The sequence below is a fragment of the Tabrizicola sp. genome, assembly GCF_030373185.1.
Taxonomy (GTDB): domain Bacteria; phylum Pseudomonadota; class Alphaproteobacteria; order Rhodobacterales; family Rhodobacteraceae; genus Tabrizicola.
The window spans coordinates 81,145-95,845 of the sequence record NZ_JAUCZH010000001.1 but is presented as its reverse complement, the minus strand read 5'-3'; the positions used below and the strand labels follow the sequence as shown (position 1 = coordinate 95,845).

Below are 14,701 nucleotides of genomic sequence, written 5' to 3'. Positions count from 1 at the left end.
ATGACCGAGGGTTATGATTTCATCATCATCGGCGGCGGCTCGGCGGGTTGCGTGCTGGCGGCGCGGCTGTCGGAAGACCCCACCGCCCGTGTCCTGCTGCTGGAGGCCGGGGGGCGCGACCGCCACCCGTTCTATCACCTGCCCGCCGGTTTCGCGAAGATGACCAAGGGCATCGGCAGCTGGGGCTGGCAGACCGTGCCGCAGCGCCACATGAACGGGATGGTGATCCGTTATACCCAAGCCAAGGTCATCGGCGGCGGGTCATCCATCAACGCGCAGATCTACACGCGCGGCAACGCGCAGGACTATGACGAATGGCGGCAACTGGGCTGTCCCGGCTGGTCCTATGAGGATGTCCTGCCCTGGTTCCGCAAGGCTGAAGATAACGACACCTTTGACAACCGCTACCACGGCAAGGGCGGCCCCTTGGGCGTCAGCCAGCCCCGCGCGCCCCTGCCGATCTGCGAGGCCTGGTTTGCCGCCGCCGCCGAAATGGGCATCCCCCGCAACATGGACATGACGGGCGAGGTGCAGGACGGCGTCGGCTACTACCAGTTGACCCAGCGGAACTACCGCCGCTCCTCCACCTCGATCGCCTACCTTGGGCAGGCGCGGGGGCGGGCGAACCTCACGGTGCGGACCGGGGCGCAGGTCTTGCGGATCGTGGTGGAACAGGGCCGCGCCGTCGGGGTCGAAACGCCCGATGGCGTGATCCGGGCGGGCGAGGTGATCCTGTCGTCCGGCGCCATCGGCTCCCCCCGCCTCTTGCAACTCTCCGGCATCGGCCCGGCGGATCATCTGCGTAGCCTCGGCATCCCGGTGGTGCTGGACCAGCCCGGCGTGGGGTCAAACCTGCAAGACCATCTGGACCTGTTCGTGATCGCCGAATGCACCGGCCCGCATACCTATGACCGCTTCGCCAAGCCGCATCTCTCGGCCCTCGCCGGGCTGCAATACCTGCTGACGCGGCGTGGCCCCGTCGCCTCCTCGCTCTTTGAAACCGGTGGCTTCTGGTACGCCGACCCTGATGCCCGCAGCCCGGATATCCAGTTCCACCTTGGACTCGGGTCCGGGATCGAGGCTGGGGTGGCCGCCATGCCGCAAGGCGGGGTCACGCTAAACTCCGCCTACCTCCGCCCAAGGTCGCGGGGGACGGTGCGGCTGGCAAGTGCCGACCCGAAGGCCGCCCCCCTGATCGACCCGAACTACTGGGCAGACCCGCATGACCGGGACATGTCGATCCGCGGGCTGAAACTCGCACGGGAAATGATGCGCCAAGCGGCCTTGAAACCCTATGTTCTCGCCGAACGGTTGCCGGGGCCGGATGTGCGGACGGATCAGGACTATTTCGACTACGCCTGCAAGCATTCGAAAACCGACCACCACCCGGCAGGCACCTGCCGGATGGGCAGCGACGCCGCCGCCGTGGTGGACCCGCAGCTTCGCTTCAACGGGATCGCTGGTCTGCGGGTGGCCGATGCCTCGATCATGCCGCGCGTGGTGTCGTCGAACACCAACGCGGCCACCATCATGATTGCCGAAAAAGCCGCTGACATGATCCGCAAAGGAACCGCCACATGATCCGCCATATCGTCCTTATGAAAGCCCGCCCCGGCGTGACCGAGGCCGAGATTGCCGCGATCTTCGCCGATCTGGCGGCGATCAAGGCCAAACTGCCCGGCATCCTCGCCATCCACGCCGGCCGCAGCGAAAGCCCCGAACAGATGGAGCGCGGCTACATGCACGGCTTCACCGTGGACTTTGCCGATTGGGCATCACTGGCCGCCTATCAGGACCACCCCGACCACAAACGCGTCGGCGCAGCACTGGTGGCGGCAGCCGAAGGCGGACTTGACGGCCTTCTGGTCTTCGATCTGCCAACCGGATCCCCCCGATGATCGCCGCCTCCCGTCCCTTGCTCTTTTCGCAAATACTCTCTGGGGGTTTGGGGGGCGAAGCGCCCCCATTACCCGAGCCGATTGCGCGCCTTTCGCGCGCAGAGGCGAGACAAAAGGCTTGCGCGCCAGCGCTCCATTCCACACCTGCGCCAACAACCGGACATCGCCCATGCTGATCCTGCCCACCGAAGACGCCCGCCTTGAACCCTACCGCCTGACCGGCACGCCGCTTCAGCCCCGCGCACCGCGCATCCCCCTAACCCGCACCGCCTTTGCCGCCGCCCATGTGGTCAGTGACCCCTTGCGCGAACGCAGCCCATGGGACGGCCGCCCGGCGGTGGATTGGGACGCGACCCTGGCCTTCCGGACCCAGCTCTGGGATCAAGGGCTCCACCTTGCCGAAGCGATGGACACCGCCCAGCGCGGGATGGGGGTGGATTGGGCCACCGCGCTTGAACTGATTCAGCGCACCATGGTTGCCGCCAAGACCCACCCGATGCGCCCGCGCGTGGCTTGCGGGGCGGGGACGGATCATGTGGCATTGGGTGATCTGACCGGCGCCGACGCCATCGCCGCCGCCTATCAGACGCAGGCCGAGGCAATCGAGGCGGCAGGCGGACAGTTGATCCTGATGGCCTCGCGCGCCTTCACAGCAATTGGCGCGGGGCCGGACGTCTACCGCACCGTTTATCGGCGCCTGATCGACGGGGCGGCGGAACCGGTGATCCTGCACTGGCTGGGCGACATGTTCGACCCGATGCTTGCCGGTTACTGGGGATCGGCAGATGTGGCCAAGGCCTCGGACTTCGTGCTGTCGCTGATTGAGGAAAATCCTGGCAAGGTGGACGGGATCAAGATTTCCCTTCTGGATCAGGCACATGAAGAATCCTTCCGCGCGCGGCTACCTGCGGGGGTGCGGCTTTATACCGGCGATGACTTCAACTATGCGCCCCTGATCGAAGGCGACAGCACGCATCATTCCCACGCGCTTCTGGGCATCTTCGCCGCCATCGCCCCAGCTGCCTCGCAAGCACTGGAGGCTTTGGCCATGGGCGACAGCGCTACCTATCACCGCCTTCTGGCCCCCACCGTGCCGCTTTCCCGCGAGATCTTCCGCGCGCCCACAAGGTTCTACAAGGCCGGGATCGCCTTTCTTGCGTGGCTGAACGGCCACCAGAGGCATTTCATCATGCCCGCAGGGTTCCAATCGTCCCGCGACATCACGCATTATGCAACGGTGTTCCGGCTGGCGGATGTGGCGGGCCTTCTGGCCCGGCCTGATCTGGCCGAAGCGCGCATGGCGCAGCTTCTGGCGCTGCACGGGGTAGAACAACGTTAGGGCGCGATGGACCGCAGGCCAACGATCATTGATGTCGCAAGCCGGGCGGGCGTCTCGAAATCGACCGTCAGCCTCGTCTTGCAGAACAGCCCCCTTGTAAAGACCGAGACCCGCGAGGATGTGCGCCGCGCGATGGCCGACCTTGGCTATGTCTACAACCGGTCTGCGGCGCAATTGCGCCAGTCGAATACCGGGCTGATCGGGCTGGTGATCAACGACCTCAGGAATCCGTTCTTCACCGAATTTGCGACGTCGGTGCAGATGGCCTTGTCGGCCAAGGGCTTTGCCTGCGTGCTGGCCAATACCGATGAAGACCCCGCCTTGCAGGCGCAGGTGGTAGCGGCGATGCTGGAGCATGGCGTGGCCGCACTGATCCTGTCGCCGGCCTATGGTGAAGTGGAAGCGACATTTGACGCCATCGCCCGGGCCAATGTGCCGACAATGCAGGTCTTGCGCCGGGCGGTGCCGGATGTGGCGCGCTTTCCGTTTGCTGTGCCGGATTACCGGGCGGGCAGCCGGATGGCGACGGATCATCTGCTGGCCACCGGCGCGCGGCGGATTGCGTTCCTTGGCGGGCTGGAAGGGCGCGAGGTGACCGAACAGCGCATGTCGGGCTATCTGGCGGCTTTGTCCGCGGCGGGCATGGCCCCCTTGCACCTGCCCGGCCGCCCGGGACGCGCCTTCGGGCGCGAGGCGGCCTTGCGGCTGGCCTCCGAACACCCGGAAGTGGATGCGGTCCTGTGCTTCAACGATCTGGTGGCATTGGGGATTCTGTCCGGTTGCGCCCAGATCGGGCGGCGGGTGGGCCACGACCTGAAGGTTGTCGGCTTTGACGACATCGAGGAATGTGCGCAAGTTTGGCCGGGGCTGACCTCGGTCCGCTGCGATATCGCGGGGTTCGGGCGCGGGGTGGCCGAAACCGTGCTGGGCTGGCTGGAAACCGGCACGCAGCCCCGGCCGGAAACCGTAACCCCGGTTGATCTGATCCTTCGCGCCTCAAGCATGGGCTGACACGCATGACCATCTCCAACCCCAAGACCTTTCTGCGCAGCCTTTTTGACCGGGCGGTCGAGGTGGCAGACCCGATGCGGTCACTGGCCCGCTTCCTGCCGGCAAAGCCACCGGGCCGGGTGGTGGTGATCGGTGCCGGCAAGGCCAGCGCCCGGATGGCCGAAGCCGTGGAGGCGGTCTGGGGGCCGTGTGACGGGCTGGTCATCACCCGCTACGGCTACGCGCGCCCCTGCCGGGGGATCGAGATTGTCGAGGCGGCGCACCCGGTGCCGGATGCGGCAGGGGCGGATGCAACCGCGCGGATGCTGGCGCTGTTGCAGGGCCTTAGTGAAGGGGATTTCGTGCTGGCGCTCATTTCCGGCGGGGCCTCGGCCTTGCTATGCGCGCCGGTGGATGGGGTAACTCTGGCCGAAAAACAGTTGGTGAACGCAAGCTTGCTGGCGTCAGGTGCGCCGATCTCGGCGATGAACACGGTCAGAAAACACCTGAGCCGGGTGAAGGGCGGGCAGTTGGCGGCGGCGGCCTACCCGGCACGGATGCTGGCCTTGCTGATCTCGGATGTGCCGGGGGATGACCCGGCCTTCATCGGCTCTGGCCCCACGGTGGGTGACGCGACAACCCCGGCTGACGCGGCCGAGGTGCTGGCGCGCTGGTCGGTGCCGGTGCCGGCTTCGGTGCATTTGGCGTTGGCACGGTCGGGCGTGATTGCGCCGGGCGATGCGCGGCTGGCGCGGGTGGAGAACGTGATCTACGCCGCCCCCGCGCAATCCCTTGCGGCGGCGGCAGAAGTGGCGCGGGCGGCGGGCCTTGACGTGCGGCTTCTGGGTGACAGCCTTGAAGGCGAAGCGCGCGAGGTGGCGGCGGCACAGGCCGCGATGGCGCTGGACATCGCCAAGGCCATGCAACCCGGCGCACGGCCCGTGCTGCTTTTGTCGGGTGGTGAGCTGACCGTTACCCGGCGCGGTAGCGGGATCGGCGGGCCGAATGCGGAATTCTGTCTGGCCATGGCACTGGCCCTGAACGGTGCCGCAAACATCCACGCCATCGCCTGCGATACCGACGGGGTGGATGGCGCAGCCGAAGTGGCGGGGGCGGTGATCGGGCCGGATACGCTGGCGCAAGCCCGGGCGGCGGGCGTAGATGCAGGCGACGCCTTGGCGCGCAACGATGCCCACAGCTTTTTCGGCATGATCGGGGCGCAGGTGGTCACTGGCCCGACCCTGACCAATGTGAACGACTTCCGCGCGGTCTTGATCCTGCCGGGTTAAGGCCGGGTTCCGGGCAAGCCTTCCACGATCACCACATGCGCCACGCAAGCGCCGTCACGGCAGGCCCGCGCGGTCTCGTAGGCGTCGGAGTGGTAGCAGGCCCGGGCCGCCTGCATCGACGGAAACTCGATCACGACATGGCGGTCCAGAAGCGGGCCTTCCAGCGTTTCCGCCTCTCCTCCCCGCGCAAGGAACCGCGCGCCATGGGCGGCGAAGGCGGCAGGGGCCAGCGCCTGATAGCCTTTGTAAGCCTCCGGGTCGGTCACGGTGACATGGGCGATCCAGTAGGCGGTCATCCCTGCCCCTCAAGCAGCAGGCGGGCGATTTCGGCGGCTTCGTCGAGATGGGCGCGGACCGCCGTGGCAGCGGCTTCGGGGTCATTCGCACCAATCGCGGCGGCAATGCGGGCCATATGGGCCGGGCCGGACAGTTTGCGGTCCGTCGTCCCAAGCGTAAGCGCCCGCAGCCGCGAAATCCGGCCATTCAGGCGCTGGACGATTTCCCAGGCGATGTGATGGCCTGCCGAAGTAAAGATCACGCGGTAAAAGGCGGTGGTTGCGGCGTAAAGGTCGCGGTTGTCGGGGGTTGCAAAAGCCGCCTCGATCCCGGCCAGCGCGCTGGCAACATCAGCCTTGACCGCCGGGCTTGCGACACGGGCGCAGGCGGCGGCAGCGTCCGCTTCCAGCAGGCGGCGGATGGCATAGACCTGCCGGGCCTGATCCCAGTCAAGCCGCGCCACGATCGGCCCGGCGCGGGGGGCGGTTTCGACCAGCCCTTCCGCCTCCAGGTAGCGGATCGCCTCACGCACGACAGACCGTGACACGCCAAGCTGATCGCACAGTGTGCGTTCGACCAAACGGTCACCGCCCTGAAACCGGCCCGCGATGATGGCGCTGCGCAACCGGTCCACCGCAAGCGCGCGAAGCGTCAGGGGCGCGTGGTCGATGCGAAGGTCGTCGGTCTGGTCCATGCGCCAAAGTTAGGCTGGGCCAAGGGGCAAGGCAAGAAGAACTTGACATGTCGTATGATGGTATACCAAGATTTTCCCAACAACCCGGAGACACCCATGCCCGCTCAGATTCGCAAGACCCTGACCTATGTCGAAACGATCCTGATCGAAGGCGGTCGCGCCGCCCCGCGCCCGTTGAAGCTGATCGCGGTGGCGGCGGTGCTGAAGAACCCATGGGCCGGGCGCGGCTTTGTTCAGGATCTGAAGCCTGAGATAAACGATGTGGCCCCCGAACTTGGCGCGCTTCTGACCGCGATGATGCTTGAGGCTGCTGGCGGACCGGATGCGGTAGAAGGCTATGGCAAGGCCGCCGTCGTGGGTCTGGACGGTGAACTGGAACATGCAAACGCGTTGATCCACACCCTGCGCTTTGGCAACCATTACCGGCAGGCGGTGGGGGCCAAGACCTACCTTGCCTTCACCAACGTCCGGGGCGGGGCGAATACGCCGGTAATGATCCCCTTGATGGACAAGCATGACGAAGGTCGGCGGTCACATTACCAGACGGTGCATTTTGCCATCCCCGACGCCCCGGCCGCCGATGAGTTGGTCGTGGCGCTTGGCGCATCGACCGGGGGGCGTCCGCATCACCGGATCGGCGACCGCTATCAGGACTTGAAGGATCTGGGCCATGATGTCGCTAACCCTGCGGCTGTCTGACGGGCAAGCCGTCCATGTGATTGACGAAGGTGCCGGGCCGCCGGTCCTGCTTTTGCACGGCGTCGGTCTGCGGGCCGAGGTGTGGGAGCCGCAGATCGCCGCCCTTGGCGCCAGCCACCGGGTGATTGCCGCCGATCTGCCGGGGCATGGCACAAGCGCGCCCTTGCCCGGAACCCCGGCCCTGCCCGATTACGTTGGCTGGGCGGCCCGGCTGATCACGGCGCTGGACCTTGGCCCTGTCGCCGTGGCGGGCCACTCGATGGGCGCGTTGATTGCCCTTGGGCTGGCGGTGGAGCGGCCTGACCTGATCACCCGCGCGGCGCTGATCTGCCCGGTCTACCGCCGCTCACCCGAGGCTCGGACGGCGGTGCTGACCCGGGCCGAGGAAATCTCGGTCGGGCGGGGCGGGATCGACGGCCCGCTGTCGCGCTGGTTCGGGGATGAGACCGGCCGCCTTCGGGTGCAGGTGGCGGGTTGGCTGCGGTCTGTGCCGCAAGCGGGCTATGCCGCCGCCTACCGCGCCTTTGCGACGGGCGACATGGTCTATGCCGACGGGGTCAAGACGATCAACCGGCCACTTTTGGTGCTGACGGCCGACGGCGACACCAATTCAAGCGCCGCCATGGCGCGCGAGATGGCGGCCTTGGCACCACAAGGCCGGGCCGTTGTGATCCCCGGGCATCGCCACATGGTGCCTTTGACCGCCCCTGATACGGTCAATGCCGTCTTGCGGGACTGGCTGGCCGATGCACGGCGCGAGGCGGCAGAATGACCGACACCGTCCGGAACGCCACCCACAGCGCCCCCGACCCGCGCGCCCTGCGCGATGCCTTTGGCTGCTTCATGACCGGTGTGACGGTGATCACCACCGTTGCGGATGGCAGGCCACTGGGCTTTACCGCCAACTCCTTTTCCTCGGTCTCGCTCGACCCGCCGCTGTTGCTGGTGTCCATTGCCAACCGATCGGGCAATCTGGCGGCCTTCACCCAAGGCCGGGGCTTTGCCGTCAATATCCTGAGCGAAGGGCAAAAGGACATGTCGGCCCGTTTTGCAAAGCCGGTTGAAGACCGGTTTGCCGGTCTTTACTGGCGCGCGGGGCCGGTGGGTTCGCCGCTTTTGGCCGGGGTTTCGGCATGGTTCGACTGTGCGCTGGAACAGGCCATTCCCGCCGGGGACCACACCCTTCTGATCGGCAGGATCGGCGCGTTCGAGGCTGGCTCCGCCCCCGGGCTTGGCTATTACAGGGGGGCCTATGTCACCCCGGCGGCAACGGCGGCGGCAATGCCCGCAGGGCCGGATGTCATCGTCTCGGCGGTGATCGAAGCAGAGGGCCGAGTGCTTCTCGTCGATGACGGGCGCGGCGGTCTTTCGGTGCCGATGGCGCGGGTGGGCCGTGAAGGCGTGCAGGCGGCGCTGGCCGGGTTGATCGCCAGACACGGGCTGAAGGCAGGGGCCGGGTCGATCTACGCGGTCTATGAAGACGCCCGGCTTGGCACCCAGCACATCGCCTTGCGCTGCCCGGCCGAACCAGGGCAGCCCGTCGGCGGCACCTATGTGGACCTGTCGCGCGACGGCGTGGCCGATGTGACCGATCCGGCCTTGCGCATCATGCTGGAACGCCTGGCCGAAGAGGCGCGCGTCGGGGCCTATGGCATCTATTTCGGCACACAGGACTCTGGCCGCGTGCAGCGGCTGAGCGAAGGACCAAACCCATGAAATTTTCGCTTTTCGTGCATATGGAACGGGTCAACCCGGCCGAGGATGAGCGCCAGCTTTACGAGGAAATGCTGGAACTTTGCCGCATTGCCGACGAAGGCGGGATGCATGCGATCTGGACCGGCGAACACCACGGGATGAGCTTTACCATCGCGCCCAATCCCTTGCTCAATCTGGTGGACCTTGCGCGCCGGACCAAGACCGTGCGGCTTGGCACCGGCACTGTGATTGCGCCCTTCTGGCACCCGATCCGGCTGGCGGGTGAGGCGGCAATGGCCGATATCATCATGGACGGGCGGCTTGATCTGGGCATTGCGCGCGGGGCCTACAGCTTTGAATACGAACGCCTTATGCCGGGCCTTGATGCCTGGAATGCAGGCGGGCGGATGCGCGAGCTGATCCCGGCGCTGAAGGGGCTTTGGGCGGGCGACTACACGCATGACGGCGAATACTGGCAGTTTCCCAAGACTACTTCGGCCCCGAAACCGCTGCAAAGCCCCGGCGTGCCGATCTGGGTTGCCGCGCGTGACCCGAACAGCCACGACTTTGCCGTGGCCAATGGGTGCAACGTGCAGGTGACGCCCCTGCACAACCCGCATGACGAAGTGGTCAGCCTGATGGCCCGTTTCAACACCGCCTGCGAAGCGCACCCCGAAGTGCCGCGCCCGAAGATCCTGATCCTGCAACATGGCTATGTCGCGGCGGATGCAGCCGATGCCGATCTGGCGGCAGAGGAGCTTCACGCTTTCTACTGCTATTTCGGCGCGTGGTTCCTGAACAAGCGGCCGATCACCCAAGGCCTGATCGAGCCCCTGACCGCCGAGGAGATGGCCGCGCACCCGTTCTATTCCCCGCAAGCCATTCGGGACAACCTGCTGATTGGCGAGGTTCCCGAAGTGATCGAAAAACTGCGCCGGATCGAGGCTTTGGGCTATGACGAATTCTCGCTCTGGATCGATTCAGGCATGAGTTTCGAGCGCAAGAAAGCCTCGCTTGAACGGCTGATCAATGATGTGATGCCAGCCTTTGCCTGAGGGGTCAGCGATGGAGCGTTTCCAGCACTATATCGACGGCGGGTTTCATGACGGGGACGCAGGGTTTGACAGCCTTGACCCGGCAACCGGCAGCCCTTGGGCGCGGATGCCGATGGCCAGTGCGGCGGATGTGGACCGGGCGGTGCGCGCGGCCCATCTTGCGTTTCACGCGCCGGCATGGGCCGGGCTGACGGCGACGGCGCGGGGGAGGCTGCTGTATCGGCTGGCCGATCTGGTGCAGGCGTCGGCCCCGCGCCTTGCCGCGCTGGAAACCCGCGATACCGGCAAGATCATCCGCGAAACCAGCGCCCAGATCGCCTATGTGGCGGACTACTACCGCTATTACGCGGGGCTTGCCGACAAGATCGAAGGCGCGCATCTGCCGATCGACAAGCCCGACATGGAGGTGTGGCTGCGCCGTGAACCGGTGGGTGTGGTTGCCGCCATCGTGCCGTGGAACAGCCAGCTGTTCCTGACCGCCGTGAAACTTGGCCCGGCGCTGGCCGCCGGTTGCACGGTGGTGCTGAAGGCCAGCGAAGACGGCCCCGCGCCCTTGCTGGATTTCGCGCGGCTGGTGCATGAGGCGGGGTTTCCCCCCGGCGTGGTCAATATCCTGACCGGGGGACCAGAGGCGGGCCAGGCGCTGACCTCACACCCGATGGTGGCCCATATCGCCTTTACCGGCGGGCCGGAAACCGCGCGGCATATCCTGCGGGCCAGCGCCGAGAACCTTGCCTCCACCTCGCTTGAGCTGGGGGGAAAGTCCCCCTTCATCGTCTTTGACGACGCCGACCTTGACAGTGCGGCCAATGCGCAGATCTCGGGCATCTTCGCCGCCACCGGGCAAAGCTGCGTCGCGGGGTCACGCCTTTTGGTGCAAGCCAGCGTCAAGGATGCCTTCCTTGCCCGTCTGAAAACCAAGGCCGATGCTATTGCCATCGGCGTGCCAGACCGGATGGAAACCGAGGTTGGCCCGCTTTGCACCTCCCGCCAGCGGGAACGGATCGCGGCGTTGATCGCCCGGTCCGTTACGGCCGGGGCCAAGGTGGTGACGGGCGGCGCGGTGCCGCAGGGCGCGGGATTCTTCTTCCCGCCGACGATCCTTGACTGCACCGATGCCCCGGACGCCCCTGCCCTGCAGGAAGAATTCTTCGGCCCGGTCCTTGCCGTGCAGTCGTTTGAAACCGAGGATCAGGCGCTGGCGCTGGCCAATGGCACGGCGTTCGGGTTGGCCTCGGGGGTGTTCACCAACAGTCTGACGCGGGCGCACCGGATGATCCGTGGGCTACGCGCGGGAATCGTCTGGGTGAACACTTACCGGGCCGTATCACCCATCGCGCCCTTTGGTGGCCACGGGCTTTCCGGTCACGGGCGCGAAGGCGGAATGGCGGCAGCGCTGGATTACACCACGGTCAAGACGGTCTGGCTGCGCACATCGGATGCGCCGATCCCTGACCCCTTCGTGATGCGATAGGTGGAAGGCCGGGCCAGATCGGCTGCTGTCCCTGCCGTTGATCAGCCCTTGTAGCAGACCGAAGTCCGGCCCGACCCTGCGGGAGAGCAGACCCAGCTTGCCCCGGCGCCAAGCGCCCTTGCCTGACGGATCGCAGTCTTGGTGCGCGCGACTGCTTCGGCATCAACCGCACCGGCCTTTGCCTTGCCATTGGCAAACCAGTCAAATGCGGGCTGCGGCAGGCTTCGCACCGACTTTGCAACGCGGGTCGGAAACTTGCCTTGCGTTTCGGCCCAGGAAGGCACGCCGGACATTGCCAGAACCGCCCCAAGAACAAGCGGGAGCATCTGCCCCTTTGCCAGCTTGCGCATTTGCAACCCCCGTCGCTGCCGCGGCAAGAGCGCCACGGATCAGCAACGAGGATGCCCAGCCATTTAAGGCGTAATTGGGTCGATGTGCAGGCGATTCAGCGAAGGGTTGTGACAATCTTAAGGCAACACGCGCTGGTCGATCCGCCAATCCGGCAGGCCAAATCCATCCGGCCACTCATAGACCTCAGGCTGGTTGAAGTAGGCCGCCCCCACCAGAAGCGGCATTTCCGGACGCTGTTTGCGGACCTGCCCTTCCCAGAGATCGACGTAATCGGCCTTGCCGGAGTAGCCAAGTTCGGCCACCAGAACCGGCTTGCCATGGACCTTGACGCGGTTGTAGCGCTCTTCAAGGATCTCGTCGAAACTGAGCGCGCCGCCAAGGATCTCGATCTCCCAGGCCTCCAGCCCGAAAATCGACAGGCCGACCAGATCGACATAATCGTCGCCGGGGTAATAGTCGTTCGCGTTCTCCAGGCCGATGGGCGACCAGACCACATTGATATCCGGCGCCGCGGCACGGCAGACGTCAATCATCCTGCGATAGGCGCGGATGTAGTCTGCGGGGTTCCAGGCCGACCAGATGAACTGGCCATCGTCAGTTTCCATCTCATGCCCCCAACGCACCGACACCGGGCTTTGCAGGGTGGCAATGACATTGCAGATGCTGCGCATGTTGGCGTCATAGTAGCCGGCATCAATGCCACGGCGCAGGAAATTGGCCGTGTTGCGTTCATCACGGGTCCAGGTCCAGGGCTCGACGGTGATCAACAGGGCGCGGTTGCGTTCCAGCGCATAGAGGTCTGCCTCCAGCAGCGAGGACAGGCTTACGTCCTCCCAAGGCATGAAGACATGTTCGATGCTGACTTCGGGATCGGAAATGAAGTCACCTTGCGGATCATAGACACCAAAGGGCAGCGGCCCCGGAGGCGCGGCAGTCAAGGGCGGCGGGATCAGGGCCAGGATCGGGGCAAGCAGGGCGACCTGCGCAAGGCGCAGTCGCGCGGCGGTCTTGATCGTTGGAACAGTGGGAAGCATGGTACACCTTCTTCCTTTCAATTGAGAGGCGGATCGAGATCAAGGAACGCAGGCCGGCTGTTCCAGCCCGGATCCCAGACGAAGTTGACAGTGTCTGCGGCAGACCGGCCTGCGCCGGCGACGTTGTATTCGGCACGGACCAGCCGCAGCGGCTCCAGCCCGTGTGCCAGGGCATGCAGGCTTTCGACCCCGCGCCAGGAAAACCCTGTGGCGACTGTTGCGATCACCGCCACTGATGCCACCAATTGCGCAGCCGACGCAAACGCCGGCTGGTGACGAAGCGCCCCGGTGTCGGCGAGGTGACGCCAGACGATGATCACCACAAGGGCAGTGTACAGGACCGCGTTCAGCAAGGCGAGCAACAGGAACCCGCGGGCATTGGCCAGCTCGGTGGAAAACAGCACCGGCAGCGTCGCCCCAAGCGCGAGCACTGTATAGACGGCCAGAACCCGCATCGGCAGAACCTGCGCCGCCGCCGAGCCCTTGGGAGTGATGCGGAAATCGACAAAGGTGCCGGTCAGCTTGTCGCGCAAGGCCATCAGGCAGCCCCACATGACCCAAGGCCATTGCAGGGCCAGAAACAGCGCCTTTTCCCAGCTGAGTACCGGCGCATCGATCGGGCGGAAGAAGCCGTCCCGGCGGACCTTCATGGCGATCAGCGTCAAGGCGATCACCGACGGCGCGGCGTGCAGCACGAAGGCGGGATAGGTCACATTCGCATAGCGCAGGTCAAACCCAAGGGCCATGATCGGCGCGAAATACAGCATCGCCGAGGTGGCGGCGAACAACGGATACCAAAGCTGGCAAAAGACGAACAGGAAGCGCAGCCGGGGCGGCAAGGTGGCCAGATACCGGCCAGTATGCTGAAGCAGAAGCGTCAGAAGGCTGCGCGACCACTGGAATTCCTGCGTCACCATATCGGCCACGCTGGCAGGACCGTCACCGACAGCGATGGCGTCAATCGCATGCACGCCGCGCCAGCCCCCCGCGCTCAGCAAAAGGGAGGTCGAGTGGTCTTCGGCCAGTTCCGGCCCAAGCCCACCCACCGCATGCAGGGCCTGCGTGCGCACGGCATAATGCGAGCCGATGCACATCGGCGTGAAGATCCCGCTGTAGCCGGTCTGGAACAGGCCATGAAACCCGGCCTCGGTATGCAGACGGGTGCGCGCGGCCCAGCTTTCTTCGGCATTCGCCGCGCAGATCGACGGGGCGCTGACATAGCCTACCGACGGATCGGCAAAGGGACGCAACATCTCGCGCAGGTAGCCGGGTTGCGGCACATGGTCGGCATCAAGCTGGCAGACGACATCATAGTCCCGGTACCCATAATGATCGTAGAAATAGGCCAGATTGCCTTCCTTGCAGCGCGCCCGGCGGGGCCATTCCGGGCGATGGTATTCGTCCACACCCTTGCGGGTCGATATCCGCACCCAGTGCCTTTCGCACCAGTCCCGGGTTTCGCGTGAAGGGTTTTCGTCGGCAAGCCAGGTGTCATGAGGATAGTCCTGCGCCAGCATTGCCAACAGCGTCTTCTCCACCACCTCGAAGGGTTCGGACGGCGTCTTGGTCACGATCATCGCCACCCGCCAGCGCCCCGGCGCCGGATCAGGCGCGGCACTTCTGGATGCGTTCAGCAGCACCACCACGAAGAACAGTTGCAGCGCCGTGATCCATGAAAACGGGATGGTGACGAACAGAAACTCGGTCCAGCCGACGAAATGCGACGGGTCAAGCCACCAGGCCCAGAAATAGATGGATGCGATCACCCATATCGCCGACAGCGTCCAGTAGATGCGGCGCTGGCGTGGCGTGAACACGGATTTCAGACCGCTGTCTTCCACTTTGGCCTCGCGCCACCGATGCGTGGCCGCTGCCTTGGCAACGTTGGTATTGGGCTGGCCGCGGCT

Annotated in this window: 15 protein-coding genes; 10 read left to right on the top strand and 5 right to left on the bottom strand. The window is 65.6% G+C overall.

What is annotated here, in order from left to right; all coding sequences use genetic code 11:
* The 5 genes from QUV21_RS00485 to QUV21_RS00465 all read left to right on the top strand — a co-directional run bounded on the left by QUV21_RS00485 (position 1) and on the right by QUV21_RS00465 (position 5,516).
* Positions 1-1,581, top strand: a complete 1,581-nt coding sequence (locus tag QUV21_RS00485; RefSeq protein ID WP_300852357.1) for a GMC family oxidoreductase N-terminal domain-containing protein — start codon at positions 1-3, stop codon at positions 1,579-1,581.
* Entirely contained in the window at positions 1,578-1,898 is a 321-nt protein-coding gene (locus QUV21_RS00480; RefSeq protein ID WP_300852355.1) for a Dabb family protein, read from the top strand. Before QUV21_RS00485 ends, QUV21_RS00480 begins: the two co-directional genes overlap by 4 nt.
* A gap of 169 nt (positions 1,899-2,067) precedes the next feature.
* On the top strand, positions 2,068-3,237 hold the full coding sequence (locus QUV21_RS00475; RefSeq protein WP_300852353.1) for a dihydrodipicolinate synthase family protein: 1,170 nt from the start codon (positions 2,068-2,070) through the stop codon (positions 3,235-3,237).
* Positions 3,238-3,243: 6 nt separating this feature from the next.
* Complete coding sequence (locus QUV21_RS00470; RefSeq protein ID WP_300852351.1) at positions 3,244-4,248, top strand: LacI family DNA-binding transcriptional regulator; 1,005 nt, start codon at positions 3,244-3,246, stop codon at positions 4,246-4,248.
* Positions 4,249-4,253: 5 nt separating this feature from the next.
* Complete coding sequence (locus tag QUV21_RS00465; RefSeq protein WP_300852349.1) at positions 4,254-5,516, top strand: glycerate kinase; 1,263 nt, start codon at positions 4,254-4,256, stop codon at positions 5,514-5,516.
* Here the strand turns inward: QUV21_RS00465 and QUV21_RS00460 are convergent.
* Positions 5,513-5,812 carry a DUF1330 domain-containing protein gene (locus QUV21_RS00460; protein ID WP_300852347.1) on the bottom strand — a complete coding sequence of 100 codons (300 nt, stop codon included), beginning with the start codon at positions 5,810-5,812 and terminating at the stop codon, positions 5,513-5,515. The genes QUV21_RS00465 and QUV21_RS00460 overlap by 4 nt on opposite strands.
* Positions 5,809-6,486, bottom strand: a complete 678-nt coding sequence (locus tag QUV21_RS00455; protein WP_300852345.1) for a GntR family transcriptional regulator — start codon at positions 6,484-6,486, stop codon at positions 5,809-5,811. The genes QUV21_RS00460 and QUV21_RS00455 overlap by 4 nt, the downstream gene beginning before the upstream one ends.
* 96 nt (positions 6,487-6,582) lie before the next feature.
* Between QUV21_RS00455 and QUV21_RS00450 the strand changes: the two genes are divergently transcribed.
* From QUV21_RS00450 to QUV21_RS00430, 5 genes are read left to right on the top strand one after another with little or no spacing between them, the layout of a single operon-like run.
* Positions 6,583-7,185 carry an amino acid synthesis family protein gene (locus tag QUV21_RS00450; protein ID WP_300852343.1) on the top strand — a complete coding sequence of 201 codons (603 nt, stop codon included), beginning with the start codon at positions 6,583-6,585 and terminating at the stop codon, positions 7,183-7,185.
* Positions 7,157-7,957: an alpha/beta fold hydrolase gene (locus QUV21_RS00445; protein ID WP_300852342.1), complete on the top strand. Its 801-nt coding sequence runs from the start codon at positions 7,157-7,159 to the stop codon at positions 7,955-7,957. Before QUV21_RS00450 ends, QUV21_RS00445 begins: the two co-directional genes overlap by 29 nt.
* Positions 7,954-8,901, top strand: a complete 948-nt coding sequence (locus QUV21_RS00440; protein ID WP_300852340.1) for a flavin reductase family protein — start codon at positions 7,954-7,956, stop codon at positions 8,899-8,901. The genes QUV21_RS00445 and QUV21_RS00440 overlap by 4 nt, the downstream gene beginning before the upstream one ends.
* Entirely contained in the window at positions 8,898-9,935 is a 1,038-nt protein-coding gene (locus QUV21_RS00435) for an LLM class flavin-dependent oxidoreductase (RefSeq protein WP_300852338.1), read from the top strand. The genes QUV21_RS00440 and QUV21_RS00435 overlap by 4 nt, the downstream gene beginning before the upstream one ends.
* 10 nt (positions 9,936-9,945) lie before the next feature.
* A complete protein-coding gene (locus tag QUV21_RS00430; protein ID WP_300852336.1) occupies positions 9,946-11,409 on the top strand; it encodes an aldehyde dehydrogenase in 1,464 nt (487 codons plus the stop codon).
* A gap of 41 nt (positions 11,410-11,450) precedes the next feature.
* Here QUV21_RS00430 and QUV21_RS00425 read toward each other — a convergent pair whose 3' ends face one another.
* The 3 genes from QUV21_RS00425 to QUV21_RS00415 all read right to left on the bottom strand — a co-directional run bounded on the left by QUV21_RS00425 (position 11,451) and on the right by QUV21_RS00415 (position 14,587).
* Complete coding sequence (locus QUV21_RS00425; RefSeq protein WP_300852335.1) at positions 11,451-11,735, bottom strand: hypothetical protein; 285 nt, start codon at positions 11,733-11,735, stop codon at positions 11,451-11,453.
* 141 nt (positions 11,736-11,876) lie between these two features.
* Positions 11,877-12,794, bottom strand: coding sequence for a glycosyl hydrolase (locus tag QUV21_RS00420; RefSeq protein WP_300852334.1), 918 nt, complete (start codon positions 12,792-12,794; stop codon positions 11,877-11,879).
* Between the two features lie 17 nt (positions 12,795-12,811).
* Complete coding sequence (locus tag QUV21_RS00415; protein ID WP_366907512.1) at positions 12,812-14,587, bottom strand: glycosyltransferase family 2 protein; 1,776 nt, start codon at positions 14,585-14,587, stop codon at positions 12,812-12,814.
* Positions 14,588-14,701 lie beyond the last annotated feature (114 nt).

Bases quoted from the DNA above. Each gene is read 5' to 3' on its own strand.
- QUV21_RS00485 (WP_300852357.1), top strand. From the start codon at position 1: ATGACCGAGGGTTATGATTTCATCATCATCGGCGGCGGCTCGGCGGGT.
- QUV21_RS00480 (WP_300852355.1), top strand. From the start codon at position 1,578: ATGATCCGCCATATCGTCCTTATGAAAGCCCGCCCCGGCGTGACCGAG.
- QUV21_RS00475 (WP_300852353.1), top strand. From the start codon at position 2,068: ATGCTGATCCTGCCCACCGAAGACGCCCGCCTTGAACCCTACCGCCTG.
- QUV21_RS00470 (WP_300852351.1), top strand. From the start codon at position 3,244: ATGGACCGCAGGCCAACGATCATTGATGTCGCAAGCCGGGCGGGCGTC.
- QUV21_RS00465 (WP_300852349.1), top strand. From the start codon at position 4,254: ATGACCATCTCCAACCCCAAGACCTTTCTGCGCAGCCTTTTTGACCGG.
- QUV21_RS00460 (WP_300852347.1), bottom strand. From the start codon at position 5,812: ATGACCGCCTACTGGATCGCCCATGTCACCGTGACCGACCCGGAGGCT.
- QUV21_RS00455 (WP_300852345.1), bottom strand. From the start codon at position 6,486: ATGGACCAGACCGACGACCTTCGCATCGACCACGCGCCCCTGACGCTT.
- QUV21_RS00450 (WP_300852343.1), top strand. From the start codon at position 6,583: ATGCCCGCTCAGATTCGCAAGACCCTGACCTATGTCGAAACGATCCTG.
- QUV21_RS00445 (WP_300852342.1), top strand. From the start codon at position 7,157: ATGATGTCGCTAACCCTGCGGCTGTCTGACGGGCAAGCCGTCCATGTG.
- QUV21_RS00440 (WP_300852340.1), top strand. From the start codon at position 7,954: ATGACCGACACCGTCCGGAACGCCACCCACAGCGCCCCCGACCCGCGC.
- QUV21_RS00435 (WP_300852338.1), top strand. From the start codon at position 8,898: ATGAAATTTTCGCTTTTCGTGCATATGGAACGGGTCAACCCGGCCGAG.
- QUV21_RS00430 (WP_300852336.1), top strand. From the start codon at position 9,946: ATGGAGCGTTTCCAGCACTATATCGACGGCGGGTTTCATGACGGGGAC.
- QUV21_RS00425 (WP_300852335.1), bottom strand. From the start codon at position 11,735: ATGCTCCCGCTTGTTCTTGGGGCGGTTCTGGCAATGTCCGGCGTGCCT.
- QUV21_RS00420 (WP_300852334.1), bottom strand. From the start codon at position 12,794: ATGCTTCCCACTGTTCCAACGATCAAGACCGCCGCGCGACTGCGCCTT.